The sequence below is a fragment of the Bordetella flabilis genome, from assembly GCF_001676725.1.
GTDB lineage: Bacteria > Pseudomonadota > Gammaproteobacteria > Burkholderiales > Burkholderiaceae_B > Bordetella_C > Bordetella_C flabilis.
Window position 1 is genome coordinate 3,731,947 of record NZ_CP016172.1, and the last position, 24,063, is coordinate 3,756,009.

At 68.9% G+C, this 24,063-nt stretch carries 26 protein-coding genes; 22 read left to right on the forward strand and 4 right to left on the reverse strand.

Annotation, left to right across the window (positions count from 1 at the left end; all coding sequences use genetic code 11):
- Positions 1–139 precede the first annotated feature (139 nt).
- Positions 140–1,387: a D-amino acid dehydrogenase gene (locus tag BAU07_RS16365; RefSeq protein ID WP_066659605.1), complete on the reverse strand. Its 1,248-nt coding sequence runs from the start codon at positions 1,385–1,387 to the stop codon at positions 140–142.
- 186 nt (positions 1,388–1,573) lie between these two features.
- Here BAU07_RS16365 and BAU07_RS16370 point away from each other — a divergent pair, with 186 nt between their 5' ends.
- On the forward strand, positions 1,574–2,464 hold the full coding sequence (locus tag BAU07_RS16370; protein ID WP_066659606.1) for a LysR family transcriptional regulator: 891 nt from the start codon (positions 1,574–1,576) through the stop codon (positions 2,462–2,464).
- A gap of 144 nt (positions 2,465–2,608) precedes the next feature.
- Here the strand turns inward: BAU07_RS16370 and BAU07_RS16375 are convergent, their stop codons facing one another.
- A complete protein-coding gene (locus tag BAU07_RS16375) occupies positions 2,609–3,355 on the reverse strand; it encodes a 4'-phosphopantetheinyl transferase family protein (protein ID WP_066659607.1) in 747 nt (248 codons plus the stop codon).
- 122 nt (positions 3,356–3,477) lie between these two features.
- On the opposite strand from BAU07_RS16375, the gene BAU07_RS16380 reads away from it, so the two are divergent.
- The 19 genes from BAU07_RS16380 to BAU07_RS16470 all read left to right on the forward strand — a co-directional run bounded on the left by BAU07_RS16380 (position 3,478) and on the right by BAU07_RS16470 (position 19,861).
- A complete protein-coding gene (locus BAU07_RS16380) occupies positions 3,478–4,281 on the forward strand; it encodes a beta-ketoacyl synthase chain length factor (RefSeq protein ID WP_066659609.1) in 804 nt (267 codons plus the stop codon).
- A 10-nt stretch (positions 4,282–4,291) separates the two neighbouring features.
- Positions 4,292–5,101: a lysophospholipid acyltransferase family protein gene (locus BAU07_RS16385; RefSeq protein ID WP_066659610.1), complete on the forward strand. Its 810-nt coding sequence runs from the start codon at positions 4,292–4,294 to the stop codon at positions 5,099–5,101.
- The gene (locus BAU07_RS16390) at positions 5,082–5,342 is read left to right on the forward strand and encodes a phosphopantetheine-binding protein (RefSeq protein ID WP_066659611.1); all 261 of its coding nucleotides are present in this window, start codon (positions 5,082–5,084) and stop codon (positions 5,340–5,342) included. The genes BAU07_RS16385 and BAU07_RS16390 overlap by 20 nt, the downstream gene beginning before the upstream one ends.
- Before the next feature lie 18 nt (positions 5,343–5,360).
- On the forward strand, positions 5,361–5,633 hold the full coding sequence (locus BAU07_RS16395) for an acyl carrier protein (RefSeq protein ID WP_066659612.1): 273 nt from the start codon (positions 5,361–5,363) through the stop codon (positions 5,631–5,633).
- Positions 5,630–6,235, forward strand: coding sequence for a COG4648 family protein (locus tag BAU07_RS16400; RefSeq protein WP_232338144.1), 606 nt, complete (start codon positions 5,630–5,632; stop codon positions 6,233–6,235). The genes BAU07_RS16395 and BAU07_RS16400 overlap by 4 nt, the downstream gene beginning before the upstream one ends.
- 11 nt (positions 6,236–6,246) lie before the next feature.
- Positions 6,247–8,151 (forward strand): ApeI family dehydratase, encoded by a 1,905-nt coding sequence (locus BAU07_RS16405; RefSeq protein WP_066659613.1) that lies wholly within the window; start codon positions 6,247–6,249, stop codon positions 8,149–8,151.
- A complete protein-coding gene (locus BAU07_RS16410) occupies positions 8,148–8,897 on the forward strand; it encodes a glycosyltransferase family 2 protein (protein ID WP_066659615.1) in 750 nt (249 codons plus the stop codon). The genes BAU07_RS16405 and BAU07_RS16410 overlap by 4 nt, the downstream gene beginning before the upstream one ends.
- Positions 8,894–9,859 carry an LpxL/LpxP family acyltransferase gene (locus BAU07_RS16415; RefSeq protein ID WP_066659617.1) on the forward strand — a complete coding sequence of 322 codons (966 nt, stop codon included), beginning with the start codon at positions 8,894–8,896 and terminating at the stop codon, positions 9,857–9,859. The genes BAU07_RS16410 and BAU07_RS16415 overlap by 4 nt, the downstream gene beginning before the upstream one ends.
- On the forward strand, positions 9,852–10,277 hold the full coding sequence (locus BAU07_RS16420) for an acyl-CoA thioesterase (protein WP_066659619.1): 426 nt from the start codon (positions 9,852–9,854) through the stop codon (positions 10,275–10,277). The genes BAU07_RS16415 and BAU07_RS16420 overlap by 8 nt, the downstream gene beginning before the upstream one ends.
- Complete coding sequence (locus BAU07_RS16425) at positions 10,274–10,894, forward strand: LolA family protein (RefSeq protein WP_232338145.1); 621 nt, start codon at positions 10,274–10,276, stop codon at positions 10,892–10,894. Before BAU07_RS16420 ends, BAU07_RS16425 begins: the two co-directional genes overlap by 4 nt.
- Positions 10,869–13,250, forward strand: coding sequence for an MMPL family transporter (locus BAU07_RS16430; RefSeq protein WP_066659623.1), 2,382 nt, complete (start codon positions 10,869–10,871; stop codon positions 13,248–13,250). The genes BAU07_RS16425 and BAU07_RS16430 overlap by 26 nt, the downstream gene beginning before the upstream one ends.
- A gap of 8 nt (positions 13,251–13,258) precedes the next feature.
- Complete coding sequence (locus tag BAU07_RS16435; RefSeq protein ID WP_066659625.1) at positions 13,259–14,512, forward strand: NAD(P)/FAD-dependent oxidoreductase; 1,254 nt, start codon at positions 13,259–13,261, stop codon at positions 14,510–14,512.
- Positions 14,513–14,547: 35 nt separating this feature from the next.
- A complete protein-coding gene (locus tag BAU07_RS16440; protein ID WP_084025832.1) occupies positions 14,548–15,108 on the forward strand; it encodes a hypothetical protein in 561 nt (186 codons plus the stop codon).
- The gene (locus BAU07_RS16445) at positions 15,105–16,319 is read left to right on the forward strand and encodes a beta-ketoacyl-ACP synthase (protein WP_415830451.1); all 1,215 of its coding nucleotides are present in this window, start codon (positions 15,105–15,107) and stop codon (positions 16,317–16,319) included. Before BAU07_RS16440 ends, BAU07_RS16445 begins: the two co-directional genes overlap by 4 nt.
- Positions 16,316–16,882: a hotdog family protein gene (locus BAU07_RS16450; protein WP_066659627.1), complete on the forward strand. Its 567-nt coding sequence runs from the start codon at positions 16,316–16,318 to the stop codon at positions 16,880–16,882. Before BAU07_RS16445 ends, BAU07_RS16450 begins: the two co-directional genes overlap by 4 nt.
- Complete coding sequence (fabG, locus tag BAU07_RS16455) at positions 16,879–17,625, forward strand: 3-oxoacyl-ACP reductase FabG (RefSeq protein WP_066659629.1); 747 nt, start codon at positions 16,879–16,881, stop codon at positions 17,623–17,625. Before BAU07_RS16450 ends, fabG begins: the two co-directional genes overlap by 4 nt.
- The gene (locus BAU07_RS16460; protein ID WP_066659631.1) at positions 17,625–18,851 is read left to right on the forward strand and encodes a beta-ketoacyl-ACP synthase; all 1,227 of its coding nucleotides are present in this window, start codon (positions 17,625–17,627) and stop codon (positions 18,849–18,851) included. Before fabG ends, BAU07_RS16460 begins: the two co-directional genes overlap by 1 nt.
- A 32-nt stretch (positions 18,852–18,883) precedes the next feature.
- Positions 18,884–19,324: an excinuclease gene (locus tag BAU07_RS16465; RefSeq protein WP_066659633.1), complete on the forward strand. Its 441-nt coding sequence runs from the start codon at positions 18,884–18,886 to the stop codon at positions 19,322–19,324.
- A 75-nt stretch (positions 19,325–19,399) separates the two neighbouring features.
- The gene (locus tag BAU07_RS16470) at positions 19,400–19,861 is read left to right on the forward strand and encodes a GatB/YqeY domain-containing protein (protein WP_066659635.1); all 462 of its coding nucleotides are present in this window, start codon (positions 19,400–19,402) and stop codon (positions 19,859–19,861) included.
- A 64-nt stretch (positions 19,862–19,925) separates the two neighbouring features.
- Here BAU07_RS16470 and dinB read toward each other — a convergent pair whose 3' ends face one another.
- Positions 19,926–21,002, reverse strand: coding sequence for a DNA polymerase IV (gene dinB, locus BAU07_RS16475; RefSeq protein ID WP_415830452.1), 1,077 nt, complete (start codon positions 21,000–21,002; stop codon positions 19,926–19,928).
- Between the two features lie 90 nt (positions 21,003–21,092).
- On the opposite strand from dinB, the gene BAU07_RS16480 reads away from it, so the two are divergent.
- Positions 21,093–21,533, forward strand: a complete 441-nt coding sequence (locus tag BAU07_RS16480) for a PaaI family thioesterase (protein WP_066659636.1) — start codon at positions 21,093–21,095, stop codon at positions 21,531–21,533.
- Here the strand turns inward: BAU07_RS16480 and BAU07_RS16485 are convergent.
- Entirely contained in the window at positions 21,517–21,957 is a 441-nt protein-coding gene (locus tag BAU07_RS16485; RefSeq protein WP_066659637.1) for a BPTD_2524 family lipoprotein, read from the reverse strand. The two genes, BAU07_RS16480 and BAU07_RS16485, sit on opposite strands and share 17 nt — an antisense overlap.
- A gap of 166 nt (positions 21,958–22,123) precedes the next feature.
- Here BAU07_RS16485 and BAU07_RS16490 point away from each other — a divergent pair, with 166 nt between their 5' ends.
- Positions 22,124–24,025 (forward strand): S9 family peptidase, encoded by a 1,902-nt coding sequence (locus BAU07_RS16490; RefSeq protein WP_415830454.1) that lies wholly within the window; start codon positions 22,124–22,126, stop codon positions 24,023–24,025.
- Positions 24,026–24,063 lie beyond the last annotated feature (38 nt).

Below are 24,063 nucleotides of genomic sequence, written 5' to 3' on the forward strand. Positions count from 1 at the left end.
GGAAACCCCGCTGAGCAGGAGCCCGACCTGCCTTGTCTTGCGCGCCTCTTCGCGCAATACCGCCCTCCCCGCGAGGGCGGTTTTCATCCACCTTTCGATGTACGCGCCTTTACACCGGCGGTAAGTTTTGCGTCCCGCGTCAGGAGGGCAGGAACGGGGTCGCCGCGATTGGGGTGGGGAGTCCCTTCATCTGTGCGGTCAGCAGGGCCGCACTGCCGCAGGCCAGCGTGAATCCCAGCGCCCCTTGGCCCAGATTCATCCACAGATTGCCGGCCGCCCGGCTCGGGCCGATCCAGGGCTTGCCGCCAGGCGTCGCCGGGCGCAAGCCGGCCCATGGGACGGCGGCATCCAGGTCGAGGTTCGGAAAGACCTCGCGAACCTGCCGCTTCAGCAGCCCGATGCGCCGTTCGTCGATGCCGGCATCGCCGCCTATGTCCACCATCGCCGCCATGCGCAGCACCGGCCCCACGCGCGCATAGACGATGCGGCGCTCGTAGTCCGTCACGCTGATGGTCGGCCCGGTGTCCTCATTCCCATGCAGCGGTACGCTCAGGCTGTACCCCTTCAGCCCATAGAGGGGGACATCCTGTCCCAGCGGCCGCAGCAGCGCGCGGCTGCCCATGCCGGACGCCACCACGAAGGCATCGGCCTCGATATCGCCCGCCGGTGTCTGGGCGGCGACGATGGCCGCGCCGCGGCGCTTCAGCGCGGAAACCGGTGTGCTCATCCTTGCCTGCGTGTTGGGCAACCGTGCAAAACGCTCGAACAGGCCCTCGGTGAAGCGCAGGCAGTCTCCCACCTCTTCCCCCGGGGTGTAGACCGCCCCGGCCAGCCTCGGGCCCATGCCCGCCAGGGCCGGCTCCAGTTCCAGCGTTTCGGCGGCCGTCAGCACCCGTTGCTCGGCGCCATGGCGCGCCTGGTATGCCACGAAGGCCCGCGCCTTTTCCAGTAGCACGGCGCTGCGGTACGCGATGAGCTTGCCGTTACGCATATGCCCGAAGGACAGCGGCTCCTGCTCCAGCAGCGCATGGAGGACGTCCCGGCTCAGGTACGACAAGGTCAGCATCTCCGCCGTGGACTTGCGCGACACAGCGGCGCGGCAGGCCATGGCGAAGCCCAGGCACCAACGCCATTGGTGCGGGTCCAGGCGCGGCCGGAAACGCAGGGGCGAATCCTCGCGCAGCAGCCATGCGGGAACGCTGGGCAGCACGCCCGGGCCCGCCAGCGGCGCCACATAGCTATAGCTCAGTTGGCCGCCGTTGGCGTAGCTGGTCGCTTCACCCGGACGCGGCCGGGCGTCCACCAGGGTTACCTCATATCCCTGGCGCGCCAGGAAATAGGCGGAGGTCACGCCGACGACGCCCGCCCCGATTACGCACACGCGCATCACATCGCCCCGAAAAGTCGCATGGGCGAATTCTGGACGCCCGCAACCATCCGGACAAATGCCAAACCCGAGGTAAGCCATAACCACAGGCTATATCTTCACTCACAAATCAGCCCGCTCCTCTCGATAAAGGCGGATCATCCGGTATAACCTACGGCTATTCCCATTGTTCGAGGAGCGGCGGCCATGCGCCTGCGCCATATCGAATTGTTCGAGGCCATCCGCGCCACCGGTTCGCTCAGCCGCGCCGCCCAGGCGCTGCACATTTCGCAGCCTGCGGCCAGCAAGATGCTGGCGCACGCCGAAGCGCAGGTCGGTTTCCGCCTGTTCGAGCGGGTCAAGGGGCGCCTGCGCGCCACCCGCGAAGCGGAGATCCTGGCGCCAGACATCGCCCGCCTGTCGCGCGACCTGGAAAGCGTGCGCAAACTGGCCGCCAATCTGCGCCATCATCCGCACGGGCATCTGCGCATCGGTTGCGCGCCCAGCCTGGGACTGGGGATCGTGCCGCGCGCCGCCGGCATCAGCCGCGCCAGGCAGCCGGACATTACGTTCAGCCTGCAGACGCATCACACCGGCGAACTCGTCGCCGGGCTGCTGGCCCGCGAGATCGATATGGCGGTTACCTACGAACCGCCTGCCCACCCCGGCATTGCGCGTATCGACCTGGACCGGTCCGAGATGGTCTATGTCAGCCAGGACCCGGGCACTGCCGCCATGCCGCTTGGCAGCGTACGGCCCGAGCGGCTGATCGCGATGGACCCGCGCGATCCGCTCGGCAGCCTGCTGCAAACCGCGCTGGCCGACCATGGCGTGGGCATGGAGACGGCCCTGCAGGTGCAGACCCACTATATGGCGTGCGCGATGGTGGAAGCAGGCTGCGGCGATGCGATCGTGGATGCCTACAGCGCGCATGGCATTTCGCGCCCGGCGCTGTCCGTACGGCGCCTGGAGCCACCCGTGTATTTCCAGATCGGCGCGCTGGTGCACGCCGATGACCCGATGTCGGCCCTGCACCACGGTTTCGTCGAGTGCCTGCGCCTGGCCTGCGCCGAAGTGGCCCGGGCGCTGGCGCCTTGAACCTGGCATGCGCCGAACTGGTCCGAACCCTGGCACCTTGAACCTGGCATGCGCCGAACTGGTCCGAACCCTGGCACCTTGAACCTGGCATGCGCCGAACTGGTCCGGACGCTGGCGCCCTGAAGCCCGGCGCGCCGCGGCGGGTCAGGACCAGCGCCACGCAGCGTCGACGCGGGGCAACGCCGCCTCCGGCCCCGCACGCCATGCCGGCACGGCAGGATCGTGTGGCGGCGCAGCCGCGGGGCGGCTCGAACCGGCGGCCGCCTCGCCCGCCATACCGGCGTGCCCGGTTCCTTCCTGCGGGGCGCAACTGACCACACTCACCACCCAGGTGCCATCGAGCACCGCCGCATAGGCTTGCCAGGGCCCGTCGGGAGCACGCAAGCGCCAGCCGCCCGGCTCGCCCGACGGGTCGCCCGACGGCAGCAAGCCCACGGCGCGCATATCCGCTGGAAAGCGCAGGCCGGCCGCCTTGATGAAAGCCTCCTTCAACGTCCACAACAGGTAGAACAAGCGCGGCCGGGTGGCGGCGTCGCACGCCGCCACGGCGGCCTGTTCTTCGGCCGTGCAGCACCATTGCGCCAAGGCGGCGAAATCGCGCGGCCGCATGGATTCCAGGTCCACGCCCACACGCCACCCCGCGGGGGCCAGGGCCGCCACGGCGTGGCCCTGGGAGTGGGCAAGCGACAGGGCCGGGTCGGCGCCCCGCGGCCAGGCCGCCAAGGCCTCCGACAGCAGTGCGCGGCTGACCTGCCAGTCCCGCTCGGCGCGCGGCGATCGCGGGGCCCGGGCGCGCGCCACGTCGTCGGCACGCAAGCGGTCCTGCCGATAGTGGCGCGCGGCCACGGGCGTGGCCCACCACGAAAAAAGCGCCGCATCCTCCTTGGGCATGCCGCCTATCCTTACAAAGTGCTGAATAATCGTTTTAAAACGACGAAAACGCGTCGCAAAGCGCCCATAAACCATACCAAGAAAGCCTGTAGTCAGCCTCGGCGGACGGTACACTTCCGCGCATGTTCAACTTTGCGATTTCTGCGTGGCGCGCCTGGGCGCCTGGAATTGCTGACGCCTCCGCGTGGCAGGCATGGGCGCGCGCGCCCTACTGCCCGACCGTCCCGTGCACCGCTCCGGACCTCGGATTCCTGCCTCCGCTGCAACGCCGTCGGCTCAGCCCGCTGGCGCGCATGGCGGTCGCCTGCGCCTGGCCGCTCGCCGACGCGCCAGGCCCCATGCCGGTGGTGTACGCCTCGCATCATGGCGAAACGACGCGCGGCTACGATCTGCTGCACTGCCTGGCGCGCGACGAAGCCCTGTCGCCGACCTCCTTCAGCCTGTCCGTGCACAACGCGACGGCCGGCATGTGGTCCATCCTGCGCAAGGAAACCGTGGAAAGCGTGGCGTTGTCGGTGGCTGGCGACGGCCTGGAGAGCGCCATCGCGGAAGCCTGCCTGCTGCTGGCGGCCGGCCATCCGCGTGCCCTCGTGGTCCTGGCCGAAGAGGCCCCCCCGGCGGCATACCGTCCCTGGATCGACGACATCCCCTTTCCGTATGCGCTGGCCTTGCGTGTCGACGCCGGCGAGCCCGGGGCGGCGCCAGACCATGTCGATGGCGAGGCGCCGCCACGCGGCACGTTCCAGCTGCAGGCCCGTGCGCCGGCGGGCGTGGACGCACCGGCCGCAAAAGCGGCCGCCGCACCCGCGTCGGCCGATCCCGCCTGGCCACACCCGCTGAGCCTGTTGCGCCACCTGCTGCTGGGGACCGCCGCCTGGCAGCATCCTGGCCGCAATCGCGATTGGCAATGGCAGCGGGCGTCGTGAGCGGCACAGCATGAAGACCGAGACCTTGCACGCCGCCCCGCCACGCCAGGATGCCTGGCTGCTGCGGCTGGTTGCCACCGGCTTTGCCTTTGCCCTGTTCGGGCTGGGCGGGATGACGCTGCGCCTGTTCGTCTTTCCGGCGCAGCGCCTGCTGATCGCCGATCCCGCGCGCCGGCATGTCCGCGCCCGCGCCGTCATCACCTGGACCTTCTACCGCTTCGTGCGGCTGCTGGTCCGCATGGGCGTACTGACCTACGAGTTCCGGGGCGTCGAACGACTGGGCCGGCCAGGCCAGATGATCGTCGCCAACCACCCCTCGCTGCTGGACGTCGTGTTCCTGATCGCCCACATACCGGGCGCCAACTGCGTGGTCAAGCATGGGCTGGCGCGCAATCCGTTCACCGCCGGGCCGGTCGGCAACGCGGGCTACATCACCAACGACGAAAGCGCCGAGATGCTCGAACGCGCGGCGCAGGCGCTGCGCGGCGGCGAAACGCTGATCGTATTCCCGGAAGGCACGCGCACGCCCCCCGGCGCGGCTCCGCAGTTTCACCGGGGCGCCTGCGCCATCGCCTTGCGCGGCGCCCAGGTCATCACGCCGCTGGTCATCAGCATGAATACGCGCTCTCTTACCAAGGGCGAACCGTGGTATCGCATTCCCCACCGGCGCATGCACTATGTGCTGCGGGTCGGGCCCGACATCGACCCGCGCCGTTGGACGGACCATCATCCCGCCCCCATCGCCGGCCGGCGCATGAACGATCACCTGCATCACTATTTCAGAACGGAGCTTGGGCCGGATGGATCAATTGGAAAGTGACATCAAGAAACTCATCGTGGAAGCGCTGGGTCTGGAAGATATCGAGCCCGAGGACATCGCCAGCGATGCCAACCTCTTCGGGGACGGCCTCGGCCTGGATTCGGTGGACGCGCTCGAACTCGGCCTGGCCCTGCAGAAGCGCTATGGCGTTGCCATCGATCCCGAAACCCGCAATATGCGCGACCATTTCGCCACGGTCGCGAACCTCAGCAAATTCGTGTCCGCCCAGCGCGGCGCCTGAGCAACTGGAGCAAGTGTTATGCAAACCCGGGAAGACATCTTCAGCGTCCTGCGCGAAGCCCTGGTGGAATTGTTCGAGATCCCGGCCGAACGTGTCGTGCCCTCCGCGCACCTGTACACGGATCTCGAAATAGACAGTATCGACGCCATCGACCTGCTCGATCACATCAAGCGGGAGACGGGATACAAGCTGGCGGCGGAAAACTTCCGTTCCGTCCGTACCGTGCAGGACGTGGTCGACGCCGTGTGGCAGCAGCAGGAAGCGCTGGGACAGCGGGAATCCGCCGCATGATGCGTGCCGTGGTCGCGGCCGCCCTGCTGGTGGCGGGCGTGGCCTATCCCTTCGTCGCGCATGCAGGCTTGCAGCATGGCACCGCGCGCTGGATCGCGCTGCCGCTGGCCGGATTGTGGCTGGCACGCGCGTTCTTCGCGCGTGGCGGTCCCGCGCCGGGCGGCCGGCTGTTGCCTGCGTGCGCGCTTGCGTTTTGCGCCGTCATCGGCTTTGTCGATGATCCGCGCTGGCTGCGCGCATATCCGGTACTGGTGAACGCCGCCCTGTTCGCCATCTTCGCCGCCAGCCTGCGCGGCGGCATGCCGGTCATCGAGCGCATCGCTCGCGTGCGCCAGCGCCAGCTGCCACCATCGGGCGTGGCCTACACGCGCCGCGTGACACAGGTCTGGACCGCATTCTTCGCCTGCAACGGACTGGCGGCTGCCGCCTTGTCGCTGTGGGCGCCGTGGGATTGGTGGACGCTGTACAACGGCGCGATCAGCTATGTCCTGATCGGCGTGCTGATCGTCGGCGAGTGGTGCGTGCGGCCGGCGGCCGGCAAGACCCGACCCGGTCTCGTACCGGGCGCCGGCGCGCGTATCGCCACGCCTGACGGCCGCTGAGGGACCGCTCCATGGCCTGGATCGACCTTGCCCGACTGCTGGCATGCGACCGCGCTGACACGGTCTATGCGTGCGCGCCGGCGCTGGGTCATGACGACTTCACGGAGCAGGCGCTTGCCGTGGCGGGCGGCCTGCGGGCGCGCCAGGTTCATCGGGTGGGACTCTGGTTCGACGATGCGGCGCAACTGGCGGTCGCGCTGTTCGGCTGCTGGCGCGCCGGCGCCGTGGCGGTGCTCGCCAGCGACGCACGCGCGCCCTCGTGCGCGGCCATCGACGGACAGGTGGACCTGTGGCTGACCGATCATCCCGCTTTGCCGGTGCCGGCGGCGCGGCGGGCCGCGCTCACGTCACTCCTGGATGGGGCCGCGGCGGCTCTGCCGGCCGCCATCCTGGACCTCGACAGCGGCGGCGTGGTGCTGTGCACGTCCGGGTCCAGTGGCGTGCCCAAGCAGATCTTCAAACGCTGGCGCCAGTTGGCGGCGGAAATCGAGGCCCTGGAACGGCGTTGGCATTGGTCGGACACGCCCGCCTGCGTGCTGGGGAGCGTCAGCGCGCAACACATGTATGGACTGCCTTTCCGGCTTTTGTGGCCCTTGTGCGCGGGACGCAGCATCGACCGGCGGCAGTTGCCGTTTCCGGAGGCGCTGCAACAGGCCAGTCTGGCGCATCCGTCCTTCGTCTGGATTGCCAGTCCCGCGCTGCTCAAGCGCCTGGGCGATCGGCTGGGCTGGGAAGCGCTCAAGCCGGGCATACGGCAAATATTCTCAGCCGGCGGTCCGCTGCCCGAAGGCGTTTCGGACCTCCTCGGCACGCAGCTCGGCTGCCGCCCCACGGAAATCTACGGCAGTTCGGAAACCGGCGCGGTCGCGTGGCGCCAGGGCGCGGCGGCATGGCAGCCGCTGCCCGGCGTCCAGGTCGATATCGACGCCGACGTGCTATCGGTACGCTCGCCCTGGCTGTATGAAGCAGGCGGGCTGCGGACCGCCGATGCCGCTACGGCCGACGGCGCCGGGGGCTTCCATCTGCGCGGGCGGCTGGACCGCATCGTCAAGATCGAGGAAAAACGCCTCGCGCTGCCCGGACTGGAGCAAAAGCTCGCGGAACACCCCTATGTGCGCGAAGCGCGCCTGGACGTCGCCGATGCGCCGCGACTGACGGCCCTGGTGGCGCTGGCGCCGGCCGGCATACACCTGTTGCGCAACCACGGACGCAGGACGGTCATCGAAGCGCTGCGCGCCCACATGGCGGCCGCGGTCGAGCCGCTGGGCGTGCCGCGCCACTGGCGCATGATGCGCGAACTGCCGTGGAACGCCCAGGGCAAGCTGCCGCGCGATGTGTTCCTGTCCGCCGCGCAGCGGCCGCGCTGGCCACACGTCCGGCCGGACGGCGCGGTGGACCAGGTCCTTTCACCCGGAACGCCGGACTTGCAGGACCGGGACATGGCCGGCATCGGCGGGCGCGACGCAGCGCGTGCCCATGGCCATGCTGAAGCCGCGGCCGCGGGCCTATCCGATATCCGCACGGACACCGTGTCCGGCGAAGCGCCGCGCGAGCTGCGGCTGCACCTGGAGGTGCCCCTGGACCTGGTGCAGTTCAGCGGCCACTTTCCCGATACCCCCGTCGTTCCCGGCGTGGTGCAGATCGAGTGGGCTATGGGCCTGGCGCGGCGCCTTCTTTCGCCGTCACTGGGCTTCCATGGCATGGAAGCCCTGAAGTTCCAGCGCCTGCTGCGGCCCGGCGATGCCGTGGAGCTGGTGCTGACCTGGCATGCCGGACGCGGCAAGCTGTATTTCGAGTATCGTCTGGCGGGCCAACCCTGCTCCTCGGGCCGCATTCTGGCTCGCCCGCACGACGCGACGCCACCGCGCCAGGACTCCGCCCCGACCCCGGCCGCCTCGCTTTCCGCCGCATCATGACGACGCACCGCCTCTGCGCCATCATCCCTGTCTACAACCACGGCGATACGGTCGCAGCCGTAGTTGAACGGGTGCGGGCCCAGGGCATTCCCTGCATCCTGGTGGACGATGGCTCCGAGCCGCGCTGCGCGGCGCGACTGGACGCCCTGGCGGCCGCCGGCCAGGCCGTGCTGCTGCGCCGCCCCCGCAATGGCGGCAAGGGCTGCGCGGTGCAGGACGGCTTGCGGCATGCGGGCAGCCTGGGCTACACCCACGCCTTGCAAATCGACGCCGACGGCCAGCATGCCCTGGACGACATTCCCGCGCTGCGCGATGCCTCTCTTGCCCATCCCGATGCGCTGGTCGGCGGGGCGCCGGCCTACGGCGCGGACGCGCCACGCAGCCGCCTGTACGGGCGCTGGCTGACACGGCTGTGGGTGTGGATCAATACCCTGTCCACCGCGATCCCGGACGCCATGTGCGGCTTTCGCATCTACCCGCTGGCACCGACCCTGGCGCTGCTTGCACGCCATGATCCGGGACACCGCATGGACTTCGATATCGCCGTGCTGGTGCTGTTGCACTGGCGTGGCGTTCCGATGGTATGGCGCCCGACGCGCGTCATCTATCCCGTCGGCGGCGTGTCGCACTTCCAGGGCTTGCGCGACAACGCGCGCATCAGCGCGATGCACGCGCGCCTGTTCTTCGGCATGCTTCCACGCGCGCCGGGCCTGCTGGCGCGCAAGCTGGAAAGGCGCGCCCCATGACACCAAGAACGCCAGCCCCGACGACACGTCGCGGCGCGCCGCAGCGGTCCGGCCGCCATTGGGCGCGTGAACGCGAGCGCGGCGCGCCGCTGCTGATGCGGCTGACCGCATGGGCGGCGCGCAGGTGCGGGCGCCGCGCCCTGCGTCCGGTGGTGGCGGCGATCGTTTTCTATTTCTATTGCTTCAGCCCTTCGGCCCGGCGCAGTATCGCGCAATACCAGCAGCGCCTGCGGCTGGCCGGCGCGGCCGCGGCCCTCCCCGCGCGCCGGCCGGTATATGGCCAGTTCCTGGCCTTCGCCGAAGCCATCCTGGACAAGCTCGACGTCTGGCAGGGCCGCCTGACCGGGCGCGACGTGGTGATGCAGGACCCCGATGGACTGCACGCCCAGATGCACACCGGGCGCGGCCAGATCCTGGTCGGCTCGCACCTGGGAAATCTCGAGATCTGCCGCGCCCTGGTGGAACGCGGCGGCCAATTGACGCTGAACGTCCTGGTCCATACGCGGCATGCGCAGGCCTTCAACCGCCTGCTGGCCGACGCGGGCGCCAGCCGCCTGCGCCTGATCCAGGTCACCGAACTGGACGCGGCCGTCATGCTGCAACTGCATGAACGCATCGAACGCGGCGAATGGCTGGCGATCGCCGGCGACCGCATTCCGGTGCGCGGCGATCGTGTCGTCGATGTCGACTTCCTGGGCGCGCCGGCGCCGTTCCCGCAAGGGCCATGGCTGCTGGCCGCCCTGCTGAAATGCCCGGTGAACCTGTTGTTCTGCACCAAGATCGGCCACCGCTACCGCATTACCCTGGAACGCCTGGCCGAGCGCATCGAGCTCAAGCGCGGCGAACGCGAGGCCGGCGTCAGGGCATGGGCGCAACGCTACGCCGACCGGCTGGCGCGCGAATGCCGGGATGCGCCGCAGCAGTGGTTCAATTTCTATCCTTTCTGGAGCCCTCATGCGTAAACGCGGCGTGTTTGCCGTCGACACGGACGTGACGGTGCCCTTCTTCGATGTGGATCCGATGAACGTCGTATGGCATGGCCACTACGTCAAGTACCTGGAGCTCTCGCGCTGCGCCTTGCTGGATGCGATCGGCTACGGTTACGACGCCATGCTGGCCTCCGGCTACGCGTGGCCCATCATCGATCTGCAACTACGCTATATGCATCCCGCCGTGTTCGGACAGCGCCTGCGCGCGCGCGCCGAGCTGGTGGAATGGGAGAATCGCTTGAAAGTTCATTATCTGATTACCGATGCGGCCAGCGGCAAGCGCCTCACGCGTGCCAGCTCCGTGCAAGTGGCCGTGCGCATGGACACCCGCGAAATGCAGCTGGTGTCGCCTGCGCCACTGCTCGACGCCGTGCGCGGGGCCCTGGCATGACGGCGCGTTGCATACGCTGGACACGGTCGGCCATGGCGGCCGTGCTGCTGGGCGCCTGCAGCACCGCCGCCTGGGCCTTCGACCTGAACGACCTGCAGGCACAACTGCGCGAGGCGCCGGTGGTGCGCGGACAATTCGTGCAGCAGAAGTTCCTGCGCTCGCTGCCCCAGCCGCTGACCAGCAACGGACTTTTCACGCTATCCGCGAACAATGGCCTGTTGTGGGAATTGCGCGCCCCGCTGCACCAGGACCTGCTGCTGACGCCCAGCGCCATGTTCCGCCGCGACGACGGCGGCAAGTGGCAGGCCCTGCCGCAGTCCATCGGCTCGGCGCGCGAAACGCGCATGTTCCTCACGGTGCTGGGGGGCGACACCCAGGCCCTGCAGGACAATTTCGACATGGCCTTGAGCGGCAGCGCCGGCGACTGGCAGCTCGTCATGACCCCTAAATCCGCCCTGCTCAAACAGATATTCACCGACATCCGCATCTCCGGCGGCAAGCTGGTCCAGCGCATCGAATTGCGTGAAACCCAGGGCGACCGGACCGTCATGGAAATGAAGAACGCGCGTGCCGACACCAAGCTGAACGAAGATGAAAGCCGCGATTTCAACCCCTGAACGACTCGCTCCCAAAGAACGCCGCCTGACTTTGTGGTTCCGCATCGCCCTGGTACTGGTCGTATGCCTGGGGTTGTGGCAGTGCCGCCATGGCTTTCCGGTATCGGCCAGCCTGCTGGACCTGGTGCCCGCAACGCGGGGCGATGCCATGCAGCAGCGCGCCGACGAGCGCATCGAAGCGCCGCTGAAGCGGCAACTGGTCGCCCTGGTCAGCGCGCCGGAGCGCGAACGCGCCATCGAACTGGCGCGGGGCATGGGCCACCTGTGGCGCCATACCGGGCTGTTCGCCGATGTGCACGTGGACGCCGACATCGACGTCGATGCCGTGCGCAAGCAGTTGTCGACGCAGCGCCTGGCGCTGCTGCCGCCCGCGGCCCGCGACGCCCTCATGCGCGATCCCGCCGGCTATGCCGCGCGCCGCGTCCGTGAATTGTCCGATCCATTTTCGTCGGGGGGGCTGGTGCCGGCCAACGACGACCTGCTGGGCCTGGCGCGCGCCGCCGAACGCGCCTTGCGCAGCCCCGGCGCGGTACAGCTGGACCTGTCCAGTGGCACGCTGATCGCGCATGCGGACGACAAGGACTGGGTGCTGGTGCGCGCCCAGACCAGCGGCGATGCCTTCGACGGCGCTTCGCCCGAAAAAGTCGCGGCACTGGTCGCCGAGACGCGCGCCTCCATCGCGCAGGACGGCGGCCGGTTGCTGGTGGCCGGCGGCCCCCTGTTCGCGGCCGAAGGGCGCGCGCGCGCCGTGCAGGAGAGCAGCTGGATCGGCGGCGTCGCCATGCTGGGCATCATTGCCGTCCTGCTGCTGACGATGCGGCGCTGGCGCTCGCTGCTGGCCTTCGTCCCCGTGGCCGTGGGCCTGCTCTGCGGCGTCGTGGCCTGCGTGGCCGTGTTCGGCACCATCCATGTGTTGACGCTGGTCATCGGCGCCAGCCTGATCGGCATCGCCATCGACTTCCCCATGCACCTGCTGGGCAAGCGCTACGGCATGGCCGACTGGCAGGCCTGGCCGGTCTTGCATCGCGTGCTGCCCGGGCTGACGATCAGCCTGGCTGCCACGCTGGTGGGCTACCTGGCGCTGGTGTTCACGCCTTTTCCCGCCTTGACGCAAACCGCCGTATTTTCCGCCGCGGGCCTGCTCGGGGCGTATGCCTGCACCGTGTGCGAATTGCCGAACTGGCTGCGCGGCTGGCAGCCGCGTCCCTTCACGCCGCTGCTGGGCCTTGCCGACGCGCTGCTGCGCAGGCTGGCCGCATGGAGCGCCCGCCGCACCCTGCCGTGGCTGGCCGCCGGCGTCGCCCTGGTATGCATCGGCGGCGTCCTGCATCTGCGCACGCAGGACGACCTGCGCCAATGGCTGGCCCTGCCGGCGCCCTTGCTGCAGCAGGCGCAGCAAATCGGCCGCATCACCGGGATCGAACCGACCAGCCAGTACTACCTGGTGCGTGCGGCCGATCCCGATGAGCTGTGGCAGCGCCAGGCCGCGCTGGACCGCCGGCTGGACGCGCTGACCGCCTCCAAGGCGCTGGACGGCTATCTGTCGCTGAACCAGTTGCTGGCGCCGGATGGTGCGCAACAGGCCTTGCGCGACCGCCTGCGGGACGCCCACTGGCGGGCCCGCCTGACACCGTCCTTCGAGGCGGTCGGCATCCCGGCCGAAGCCCTGCAACAGGAGCTCGATGCGCTGACGGAGCTGCCCCCCGCCACCATCGACGAGGTGCTCGCCGGCCCGCTGGGCCAGAGCCGGCGCATGTTGTGGCTGGGCCAGGACCACGGCCAGGTTGCGGCCCTGGTCACGCTGCAAGGCCTGCGCGACCCTCAGGCTGCCGCCGAAGCGGCGCGCGGACTGGACGGCGTGTCCTTCGTCGACCGCAGCGGCGAACTGAACGGGACCTTCGCCGCCACCCGCATCCGGGCGGCCGAACTGAAGCTATTGTCCTATGTGGCGGCGGCGGCGCTGCTCTGGGCCACGCTGGGACGGGCGGCGACCTGGCGCCTGCTGTCGGTCCCGCTCGCGGCCACCGCCTGCACCCTGGCCGCGCTGGGACTGCTGGGACAGCCGCTCACCCTGTTCAGCCTGTTCGGGCTGCTGCTGGTGTCGGCAATCGGCCTGGATTACGCCATCGTCATGCACGAGCGCGTGGCAGGCGCGCCGGCCAGCTTCGTCGGCATCCTGCTCGCCGCGGCGACGACCATGCTGTCCTTCGGGCTGCTGGCGCTGAGCACCACGCCGGCCATTTCCAATTTCGGCCTGTCCGTCGGCATCGGCGTGGCGTTCTGCGTCCTGTGGGCGCCCTGGGTACGGCCTGCCGGCCCTGCCGGGACGCCCGCCGGCCCTTCCTCAAAAGCATAAGAACCCACATGGAAAACCACGAAATCGTCATCATCGGGGCCGGCCCCGCCGGCGCGGTCGCCGCCGGCCTGCTGCGCCGGCAGGGGCATCGGGTCCTGGTCCTGGAAAGGCAGCGCTTCCCGCGCTTTTCCATCGGCGAAAGCCTGCTGGCCCATTGCATCGAATTCATCGATGAAGCCGGCATGCTGCCGGCCGTGGAGGCGGCGGGCTTCCAGGTGAAGAACGGCGCGGCCTTCGCCTGGGGCGATCGCTACACCGCCTTCGATTTCCGCGACAAGGTCACGCCGGGCCCCGGCACCACCTTCCAGGTATTGCGGGCGCGCTTCGACAAGATCCTGGCCGACGAAGCCGCGCGCCAGGGCGCCGAGGTGCGCTACGAACAGGAAGTCGTCGCTGCGGATTTCACGGGCCCGACGCCCCTGCTGTCCGTGCGCGACGCCGGCGTGCCTGACGCGCCGGTACGCCGGATCGGCGCGCGCTTCGTCCTGGACGCCAGCGGCTACGGCCGTGTGCTGGCCCGCCTGCTGGACCTGGAACGGCCCAGTGGCCTGCCGCCCCGCAAGGCGATCTTCACCCATGTCGAGGACCGCATCACCGACCCGGCCTTCGACCGCGAAAAAATCCTGATCACCGTGCATCCAGACCAGCCGGCCATCTGGTACTGGCTGATTCCGTTCTCCGACGGGCGCTGCTCGCTGGGGGTGGTGGGCGGCGAAAGCCTGCTTGGGGACGATGCGGACCTCATGGCCACGCTGCGTCGCCTGGTCGACGCCGCGCCGAACCTGAAGCGGCTGCTGGCCGACGCCGTATGGGACACGCCGGCCAACACCATAGGCGGCTATGCCGCCAGCGTCACGCGGCTGCACGGCCCCGGCTATGCCCTGCTGGGCAACGCGGCGGAGTTCCTGGACCCGGTTTTCTCGTCGGGCGTCACCATCGCGCTGCATTCGTCCAAGCTCGCCACCGACGCCCTGCACCGTCAATTGCACGGTCAGGCGGTCGATTGGGAAGCCGACTTCGCCGCGCCGCTCATGCGGGGCGTGGAAACCTTCCGCACCTATGTCGAAGGCTGGTATGCGGGCACTTTCCGCGACGTGGTGTTCTATGAACGTGCGCAACCCGATATCCGCCGCATGATTTCCTCCATCCTGGCCGGCTATGCCTGGGACCGCGCCAATCCTTTCGTCGCCGAGCATGCGCGCCGCCTGCGCGCCCTGGCGGAAATCTGCGCGCCCAGACCTCCCGCGGCCGCGACGGCCTGAAGCGACCGAAGAGACCGAAGAGACAATTGCCGCCGATGATCCATCCCTCCCACCCCACCCTGCGCCCCGCCATGCGCGCGCTGCTGGTCCTCTGCGCGCTCGTCCTGGCCGGCTGCGCCGGCGTGCCGCCCACACCGGTGGCGTCCGCCGATCTGGGACTGCCGCGCCGTGTCCACGTCACCCTGCAATCGCCAGGCGAGGTCCGGCAGGACGCGCTGCTGGTCGTACAGGCCGAAGGCGCGCACGGCACGCGGTGGTCGCTGTTCGATCCGCTGGGCATGCCCAAGGCGCGGCAGATCCTGCAGGACGGCCAATGGCGCAACGATGGGTTCATGCGGCCCAACGGGGAGGCCAGCGACATGTTTTCGGCCATCCTGTTCGCCTGGACGCCGGTCGCGGCGCTGCCGTCCGCGTATGCGGGCGAGGACTGGCGCGACACCGCCACGCCCGACGGCGGGCGCGAGCGCGTGATGAACGAACTATGCGGGACGCGCTGGCGTGTCACATGGCGGCAAGGCGCCGCGGCCGATACCTTCACCATCACCACGGGTGGCGGCAGCACCTGGCGCGTGGAACCGCTGAAGGATACGCCGTGATTGCGTCGGCCCCCACCGCCTGGCTCGGCACGCCGGGCATCGTGTGCGCCCTGGGGCGCGGCATCGACGACGTCGCGGCGGCGGCGCTGCGCGGCGCGAGCGCCGGCATGCAGGCGCAAGCCGGCTGGGTCCGGGACCGCCGCATCGTGGTGGGGGCGGTGCAGGCGCCCCTGCCGGCGCTGCCGGCGGGCATGCCCTCCCACTACGACAGCCGCAACAACCGGCTGCTGCTGGACGCCGCCCTGCAGATCGAACCGGCGCTGCGAGCCACCGTCGCGCGGTACGGCAACACGCGCGTCGGTATCGTGCTGGGCACCAGCACCTCCGGCGTCAACGAAAACGCCGCCGCCTTCCACACGCTGGCGCAAGACGGCGCCTGGCCGCCCGGGTACGACTACCGCCGGCAGGCGCTGGCCGCACCGTCCGCCTTCCTGGCCGACTGGCTGGGGCTGGCGGGTCCTGCCTATACGCTTTCCACCGCCTGCACGTCCGGCGCGCGCGCGTTGCTCTCGGCCAAGCGCCTGCTGGCCATGGGCGTGTGCGACGCGGTGGTCTGCGGCGGTGTCGATACGCTTTGCCGGCTGACCATCAACGGCTTCGCCGCGCTGGAAGCCCTGGCCGCCGCACACTGCAATCCGTTTTCCGCCCATCGCGACGGCATCAACATCGGCGAAGGCGCGGCCCTGTTCATCATGCAGCGCGACCGACCCGCCGGCCGCGCCGCGGCCCTGCTGGGGGGCGGCGCCAGTTCCGACGCCTGGCATATGTCGGCCCCCGACCCCACCGGCGCGGGCGCTGCGCGCGCCATGCGCGCCGCGCTCGCCGATGCCGGCATGCAGCCCGGCGATATTGGCTGGCTGAATCTGCACGGCACCGCCACGCAGCACAATGACGCGATGGAAAGCAAGGCGGTGGCCGAGGTATTCCCGGACGGTGTCGCATGCACGTCCACCAAGCCGCTCACCGGCCATACCCTGGCGGCGGCAGGCGCTATCGAGGCCGCCCTGTGCTGGGCCGTGCTGGACGAGGCGGGCCTCGCCGGCCGCCTGCCACCGCAGTCCTGGGACGGTGTCGCCGACGCGGCGCTGCCGTCGCTGGACCTCACCACGGCCGGCCGCCGCCTGCCCGCCGACCGCCCGCGCGTGACCATGAGCAATTCCTTCGCCTTCGGCGGCAGCAATGCCAGCCTGATCCTTGGAGCGCTGCCATGAGCGCCGCTCCGTGGTCCGTATCGCAACTGCTGCCCCACGCCGGCGCCGCCATCCTGATCGACGCCGTGGAGGACTGGGATGAAGAAACGCTGCGGGCGACCGCCGTCATCAAGGCCGATGGGCCGTACAGCGACGAGGACGGCACCCTGCCGCCCTGGATGGGCCTGGAGATCATGGCGCAGGCCGTCGGCGCCTGGGCCGGCTGCCAGGCTCGCCATGCCGGCATGGACGTAGGCCTGGGCTTCCTGCTCGGCACGCGGCGCTACGAATGCCACACGCCATGTTTCCAGCCCGGCACCCGCCTGGCCGTCCAGGTGAAGCGCTCATTGCAGGACGCTGCCGGCATGGGCGTATTCGAGTGCACGCTGCACGCCGGCGACACGCTGCTGGCGCACGCCCGGCTCAACGTCTATCGACCGGCGGACGCCCGTGCATTTACCCAGGAATCGGCGCCGCCGGACGACCCCGCGACGATCGCGGTCCCGCCGGCGCGGCGCGATGCCGCGACGCCGGACCAGGATCCGGCGCAACCCTTGCTGTTCACCAACGACACCGCCCCATGACACAGACCGCCCCGCCTTCCATGCCGGTACTGGTGACCGGATCGAGCCGCGGCATCGGCCGCGCCATCGCGCTGACCCTAGCCGGACAGGGCTACACCCCCATCCTGCATTGCCGCGCCCGGCGCGACGAAGCCGAGGCCGTCCGCGCCCAGGTGCAGGCCCTGGGCCGTGCCGCCCGGGTGCTGCAATTCGACGTGCGCGACCGTGCGGCCACCGCGGCCGCCCTGAACGCCGACATCGACGCACACGGCGCCTATTACGGCGTCGTACTCAACGCCGGCCTGACCCGCGACGGCGCCTTCCCGGCGCTCACGGGCGACGACTGGGACGACGTGCTGCGCACCAACCTGGACGGCTTCTACAACGTGCTGCACCCGCTCATCATGCCGATGATCCGGCGCCGCGCGCCCGGCCGCATCGTCTGCCTGACTTCCGTATCGGGCATCATCGGCAACCGCGGCCAGGTCAACTACAGCGCGTCGAAGGCGGGCGTGATCGGGGCCGCCAAGGCGCTGGCCGTCGAGCTGGCCAAGCGGCGCATCACGGTCAATTGCGTGGCGCCGGGCCTTATCGATACCGACATGATCGACGCCGACGTCCCCGTGGAGCAGATCCTCAAGGCCGTCCCGGCCGAACGCATGGGCACGCCGGACGAAGTCGCCGCCGCGGTCGCCTTCTTCATATCGCCGGGGGCGGCCTACATCACCCGGCAGGTGCTGGGCGTCAACGGAGGACTGTGCTGATGAAACGCGTGGTGGTCACCGGCATGTCCGGCATCTGCGCACTGGGCGACGATTGGGCAACCGTGCGCGCGGCGTTCGCGAACAGGCGCAATGCCATCCAGTACATGTCCGAATGGGAACGCTATAAGGAGCTCGGAACCCGGCTGGCCGGCCCCGTGCCCGGCTTCGCCCCGCCCGCGCACTGGACACGCAAGCAGTTGCGCAGCATGGGCCGCGTGTCGCAGCTTTCCGTGCGCGCCGCCGAAGTCGCGCTGGACCATGCCGGCCTGCTGGGCGATCCGGACATCGCGGATGGCCGCATGGGCGTGGCCTGCGGCTCGTCCACCGGCAGTACGGCGGAGATCAAGGCCTTCGGCAACATGCTGCTCAATGGCGTGACGGAAGATCTCAGCGCCAATTCCTACGTCCGCATGATGCCGCACACCACGGCGGCCAACATCGGCATCTTCTTCGGGCTGAAGGGCCGCATCATCCCGACCTCCAGCGCCTGCACCTCGGGCAGCCAGGGCATCGGCTATGCCTTCGAAGCCATCCGCTACGGGCGCCAGGCCCTGATGCTGGCCGGCGGCGCCGAGGAGCTCTGCCCGAGCGAGGCATTGGTCTTCGATGCGCTGTACGCCACCAGCCAGCAGAACGACACGCCGCACCTGAGCCCCCGGCCCTACGACGCGGCGCGCGATGGCCTGGTGGTGGGCGAAGGGGCAGGCATGCTGGTGCTGGAAGACCTGGACCACGCGCAGGCGCGCGGCGCACCCATCCACGCCGAAATCGTCGGCTTTGGCTGCAACTCCGACGGTACCCACATCACGCGGCCGGAAGCGGCCACCATGCGCATCGCCATGGAGATGGCGCTGCGCGATGCCGGCTTGCCCGCGTCGGCGATCGGCTATGTGAACGGCCATGGCACGGCGACGGAACAGGGCGACATCGCCGAAACCCAGGCGACCGAAGCGGTCTTCGGGCGGGACATGGCCATCAGCTCGCAGAAAAGCTACCTGGGCCATACCCTCGGCGCGTGCGGCGCCCTGGAGTCCTGGTTCAGCATCGAGATGATGAACAGCGACTGGTACGCGCCCACGCTGAACCTGGAGAATGTCGACCCGCGCTGCGGGCAACTGGATTACCTGCGCGGTGACGGACGCGTGCTGGTGAACGAATACGTCATGAACAATAATTTCGCCTTCGGCGGCATCAATACGTCGCTGATCTTTCGCCGCTGGCGCTGACCCTTTCCCTCAACCCTGCAAAGGAAGCATCGATGTCCCCGAGCCTGAAAACCCTGGCCAGCCTGACGCTGGCGCTGGCCTGCGTCCCCGCCGCGCACGCCGCCGACCGCACGGTCATGCGGCCGCTCCAGGAAGCGATCCAGAATGCCACCGCGGAAGGCAAGCTCGATGGCAGCGTGAAGTTCTATCTGGCCGGCACCGGCCCCTCCGGCAAGGTGCTGCAAGCCAACGTGGTGACCAACCGCAAGACCAACGCCTTCGGCAAGAGCGACGAAAAAGCCTGCGACTGGGCGGCGCAATCCGCGCTCATCTCGCTGCAGGAAGCGGCCAAGAGCGCCGGCGCGAACGCCGTCATCAATATCGTCAGCTATTACAAGAAGGTGGAGCGCAAAGACCCGCAGCAGTACGAATGCCATGCCGGCGCGGTCATCGCCGGCGTCGCGCTGCGCGGCGACCTGGCCGTGGTGAAGTAAGCGCATCGGGGGATGGCCGGTTTACACTAACCGGCCATCCCATCGCTACACGCGCAACGCACGAGGTTTATCCCCATGAGCACCTCTACGCTCAAAGACACGCTGTCCGCCGCCGTCAAGGACGCCATGCGCGCCAAGGCCAGCGCGCGGCTCGCCACGCTGCGCTTCCTGCTCGCGGCGGTCAAACAGAAAGAAGTCGACGAACGCCGCGAACTGGCGGACGCCGAGATCACGGCGATCATCGAGAAGCAGGTCAAGCAACGGCGCGAATCCATCGCCGCCTTCGAACAGGCGGGCCGCACGGAAACCGCCGAACAGGAGAAGGCCGAGCTGGCCGTGCTGCAGGAATTCCTGCCCCAGGCCGCCACGCCGGCCGAAATCGACGCCGCCATCGCCGCCGCTGTCGCAGAGGTCAACAAGCAGGGCGTCACCGGACCCGCGGCCATGGGCAAGATCATGGCCATCCTGAAACCGGCGCTGGCCGGCAAGGCTGACATGTCCGCCGTGTCGCAGCAGGTGAAGGCGCGTCTCGCATAAGCGCGGACGCCACGGCGCGCCGCGCGGGCGCCGCCGGCGCGTGGTCCTGCCGCGCCGGGCCGCCTCAATACTCGGGCTCGGCGCCGAATAGCTCCACTTGCCGTACCCCTTCGTCGCCATCCGGAAAATTGCTCATGCCCACGCCCACCAGGCGGTAAAGCGTCGACGCCGGCAATTCGACGCGGCCGCGCAGTTGGCTGGCCATCCCGGCCAATGCCTGCGCCGAAGCCAGCGCGCCGGTCAACGTATGGCTGCGGGTCAGCAGGCGGAAGCGGTCGGTCTTCAGCTTCAGCGTCACCGTGCGGCCGATGCCGCGCTTGCGCGACGCCTGCTCCCATACCCGCTCCGCCAGCCGCTCGATCGCCGGCCCCAGCTCGTCCAGCCGCAGGTCCTGCTCGAACGTGGTTTCCGCGCTGACCTGCTGGGCCACCTGGTCGGCGTCGACGCTGCGTTCGTCTATCCCATGGGCCAGTTCGTGCAAGCGCCGGCCATAACGGCCGAAATGGTGCTCCAGCTCCGCCGCCGGCCGGAGTTCAAGGTCCCCCACGGTGAGGATGCCCAATTCCTGCAGGCGCGCCTGGGTGACCTTGCCCACGCCCGGCACCTTGCGCACCGGCAGGGGACGCAGGAAGTCCATTACATCGCGCGGACGCACCACGAAAATGCCATCCGGCTTGTTCCAGTCGGACGCGATCTTGGCCAGGAATTTGTTTGGCGCCACGCCTGCCGACGCGGTCAGGCCCGTTTCCTCGCGGATTTGGCCCCGTATGGCCTGCGCGACGGCGGTCGCGGAAGGCAGGCCGGTCTTGTTGGTGGTGACATCCAGATAGGCTTCGTCCAGCGAGAGCGGTTCCACCAGATCGGTGTGCCGCCGGAAAATGGACCGCACCTGGAGGGACGCCTCGCGATAACGCGTAAAATCCGGCGGCACGTAGACGGCCTGGGGGCACAGCCGCAGCGCACGCGCGACCGACATCGCCGAATGCACGCCGTACCGGCGCGCCTCGTACGACGCCGCGCACACCACCGAACGGGGTCCCTTCCAGGCGACCACGACCGGCAGCCCCCGCAGCGTGGGGTCATCGCGCTGTTCGACCGACGCATAGAAGGCGTCCATGTCGATATGTACGATTTTGCGCATGGTGAAAGTCAACGCGGGTACGGCGGCGTGCACGGACGGGAAACAGCGGGGAAAAGCCTATCATGGCGGCCCCCATCGACGCACAGGATTATGGACACAACGCATTTCGACGGCCCGCGCTTCACGACGGACTATTTCGGCGCCAGCATCCCCCTCATGGAATTCCTGGGCCTGGTGCCTGAACACATCGAGTCCGGCCTGGCGCGCACCCGCCTGCCGTGGCGCGTCGAGCTTACCAACAGCCGCGGCGACGTGCACGGCGGCACCTTGATGAGCGTATTGGACTTCACGCTCAGCGCGGCAGCGCGCGGCGGGCTGGAGCATGGCACCAGCATGGCCACCATAGACATGACCACCAGCTTCTTCGCGCCCGCCACGGGCGATCTTTCCATCGAGGCACGCTGCCTGAAGAGAGGCCGCTCCATCGCCTTCTGCGAAGGCGAAGTGCGCAACGGCGCGGGCGAAGTCGTCTGCAAGGCGTCCGGCACGTTCCGCGTCATACGCCCCAAGCCGGTCAGCGTGGCGCCTTGAGCGGCTTGACGGAATCGCTGGGCATATAGGATGTGCACGCCGGCAGGTTGAAGCGGATGGCATCGCGCATGGCGACCACGGCATCCGCGTTCCAGATGCCCCGCCCCCACATGACCACCTTCACCTGGCTGTTGCGGTCGTCGATGGCCGCGATGTCGACCCGCGCGATATCGTTGCTGGTGAACGGCGCCACGACGCGCACCTGCGCCGTACGGCCGGCGGTATCCAGGCTGTTCTCGATCTTGTACGCATCATCGCCGGTCAGGCAAAGCCTGGCCTGCGCCAGGGCGCTCTTGTACGCATCCTGGTAGCTGACGCCCAGCTTGTAGTCGCCGGACGGCGATGGCGTGCCGGGCGCGATGCCCAGTGTGCATCCGGCCAGGCCCAGCGCCAGCGCCGCGGCGGCCGCGAATATCCTCAACATAGGTCCTCCGATCAAGGAGGCGCAATTATCCCCCATCCGGCGCGCAGCCGCGCGCAGCCGCGCGCAGCCGCGCGCCGCCGGCCCGGGCGTGGCGAAAGCGCTATCATCGAACGGACTCCCCATTCGTTGATAGGCACAACCTCGGAGACCGCTTTTGTTCAAACTCATGACGCGCACCTTGCTGGCCGCCACCCTGATCGGCGCCGCCCCGGGCGCCTCGGCCACGCCGCCGCGCCAATATCCCCTGAAAGACTTCTTCCGCAACCCCGACCGCGGCTACTTCCGCCTGTCGGAGGATGGCGCCATGCTTGCCTTCATGCGTCCGGTCAGCGTGGACGGCCAGCCGCCGCGCATGAATATCTTCGTCCAGCCGCTGCAAGGCGCCACGCCGGTCGGCGAACCGCGCAAGATCACCAGCGAGTCGGCGCGCGATATCAGCAACTACCTGTGGAAGGGCTCGGACACCATACTCTATGCCAAGGACTTCGGCGGCGACGAGAACTTCCATGTCCTGGCCGTGAACGTGCATACGGGCCAGGTCGTGGACCTGACCCCGTACGAACAGGTCAGGGCCGGCATCGAGGACGACCTGGAAGACGATCCGGACCACATCCTGCTCGGCCATAACCACCGCGACCCGCAGGTCTTCGACGTCTACCGCGTCAATGTGCGCACCGGCGAGTCCGTCCAGGTCGCGCAGAATCCCGGCAATGTGGTCGGCTGGCAGACCGACCATGCCGGCAAGGTGCGCGCCGCCGTCACCAGCGACGGCCTGCACACCACGCTGCTGTACCGCGACGACGAAAACCAGGCCTTCCGCCCGCTCATCACCACCGACTACCGCACCAGCGTCAGTCCCATCCTGTTCACCTTCGACGACAAGCAGCTCTACGCCCTGAGCAACCGCGGCCGCGACACGCTCGCGCTGGTGCGCATCGACCCGGCTCAGCCGGACGCCGAGGAAATGCTGTTCGACCCGCGCCGGGCGGACCTCGGCGGCGTCGGCTATTCACGGCGCCGCAAAGTGCTGACCGTGGCCACCTACCAGACCGACAAGCCGCAGCGCAAGTTCTTCGACATGCAGACCGAAGCGCTGTACCGCAAGCTGGCCGACCGCCTGCAGGGCTACGAATTCGCGCTGCAAGGCGAAACCCGCGCGGAGGACAAATACATCGTCGCAGCGTACAACGACCGCACGCCGGGATCGCGCTACCTGTACGACGTGAAGACCGATGCCCTGGTCAAGCTGGCCGACATCAATCCCGCCATTCCCGAAGCCGACATGGCGCCGATGCAGCCCATCAGCTTCCAGAGCCGCGACGGCCTGACCGTGCACGGCTATCTGACGCTGCCGGTCGGACGGCCGGCGCAGGGCCTGCCCTGCATCGTCAACCCGCATGGCGGACCCTGGGCCCGCGACAGCTGGGGCTACAACCCCGAGGTGCAGTTCCTGGCCAATCGCGGTTTCTGCGTACTGCAGATCAATTTCCGCGGCTCCACGGGCTATGGGCGCAAATTCTGGGAAGCCGGCTTCGGACAATGGGGCCTGTCGATGCAGGATGACATCACGGACGGCGTCCAGTGGCTGGTCACCCAGGGCATCGCCGACCCCCAGCGCCTCGGCATCTACGGCGGCAGCTACGGCGGCTATGCGACGCTGGCGGGGATCGCCTTCACCCCGGATCTCTATGCCGCCGCCGTGGACTATGTCGGCGTATCGAACCTGTTCACCTTCATGAACACGATACCGCCCTATTGGAAGCCCATGCTCGAAAAGATGTACGACATGGTCGGCCATCCGGAGAAGGACAAGGACCGGCTGGCGGCCACCTCGCCCGCCTTGCACGTGGACCGCATCAAGACACCGCTGTTCATCGCCCAGGGCGCCAAGGACCCGCGCGTGAACAAGGCGGAGAGCGACCAGGTGGTGCAGGCGCTGCGCGCGCGGGGCGTCGAGGTGGAATACATGGTCAAGGACAACGAAGGCCATGGCTTCCACAACGACGAGAACAAGTTCGAGTTCTACGCCGCCATGGAAAAATTCTTCGTACAACACCTGCGGCCCTGAAGCACGCGCCGCCACGGGGGCCGGCCTTGCGCGGCCGG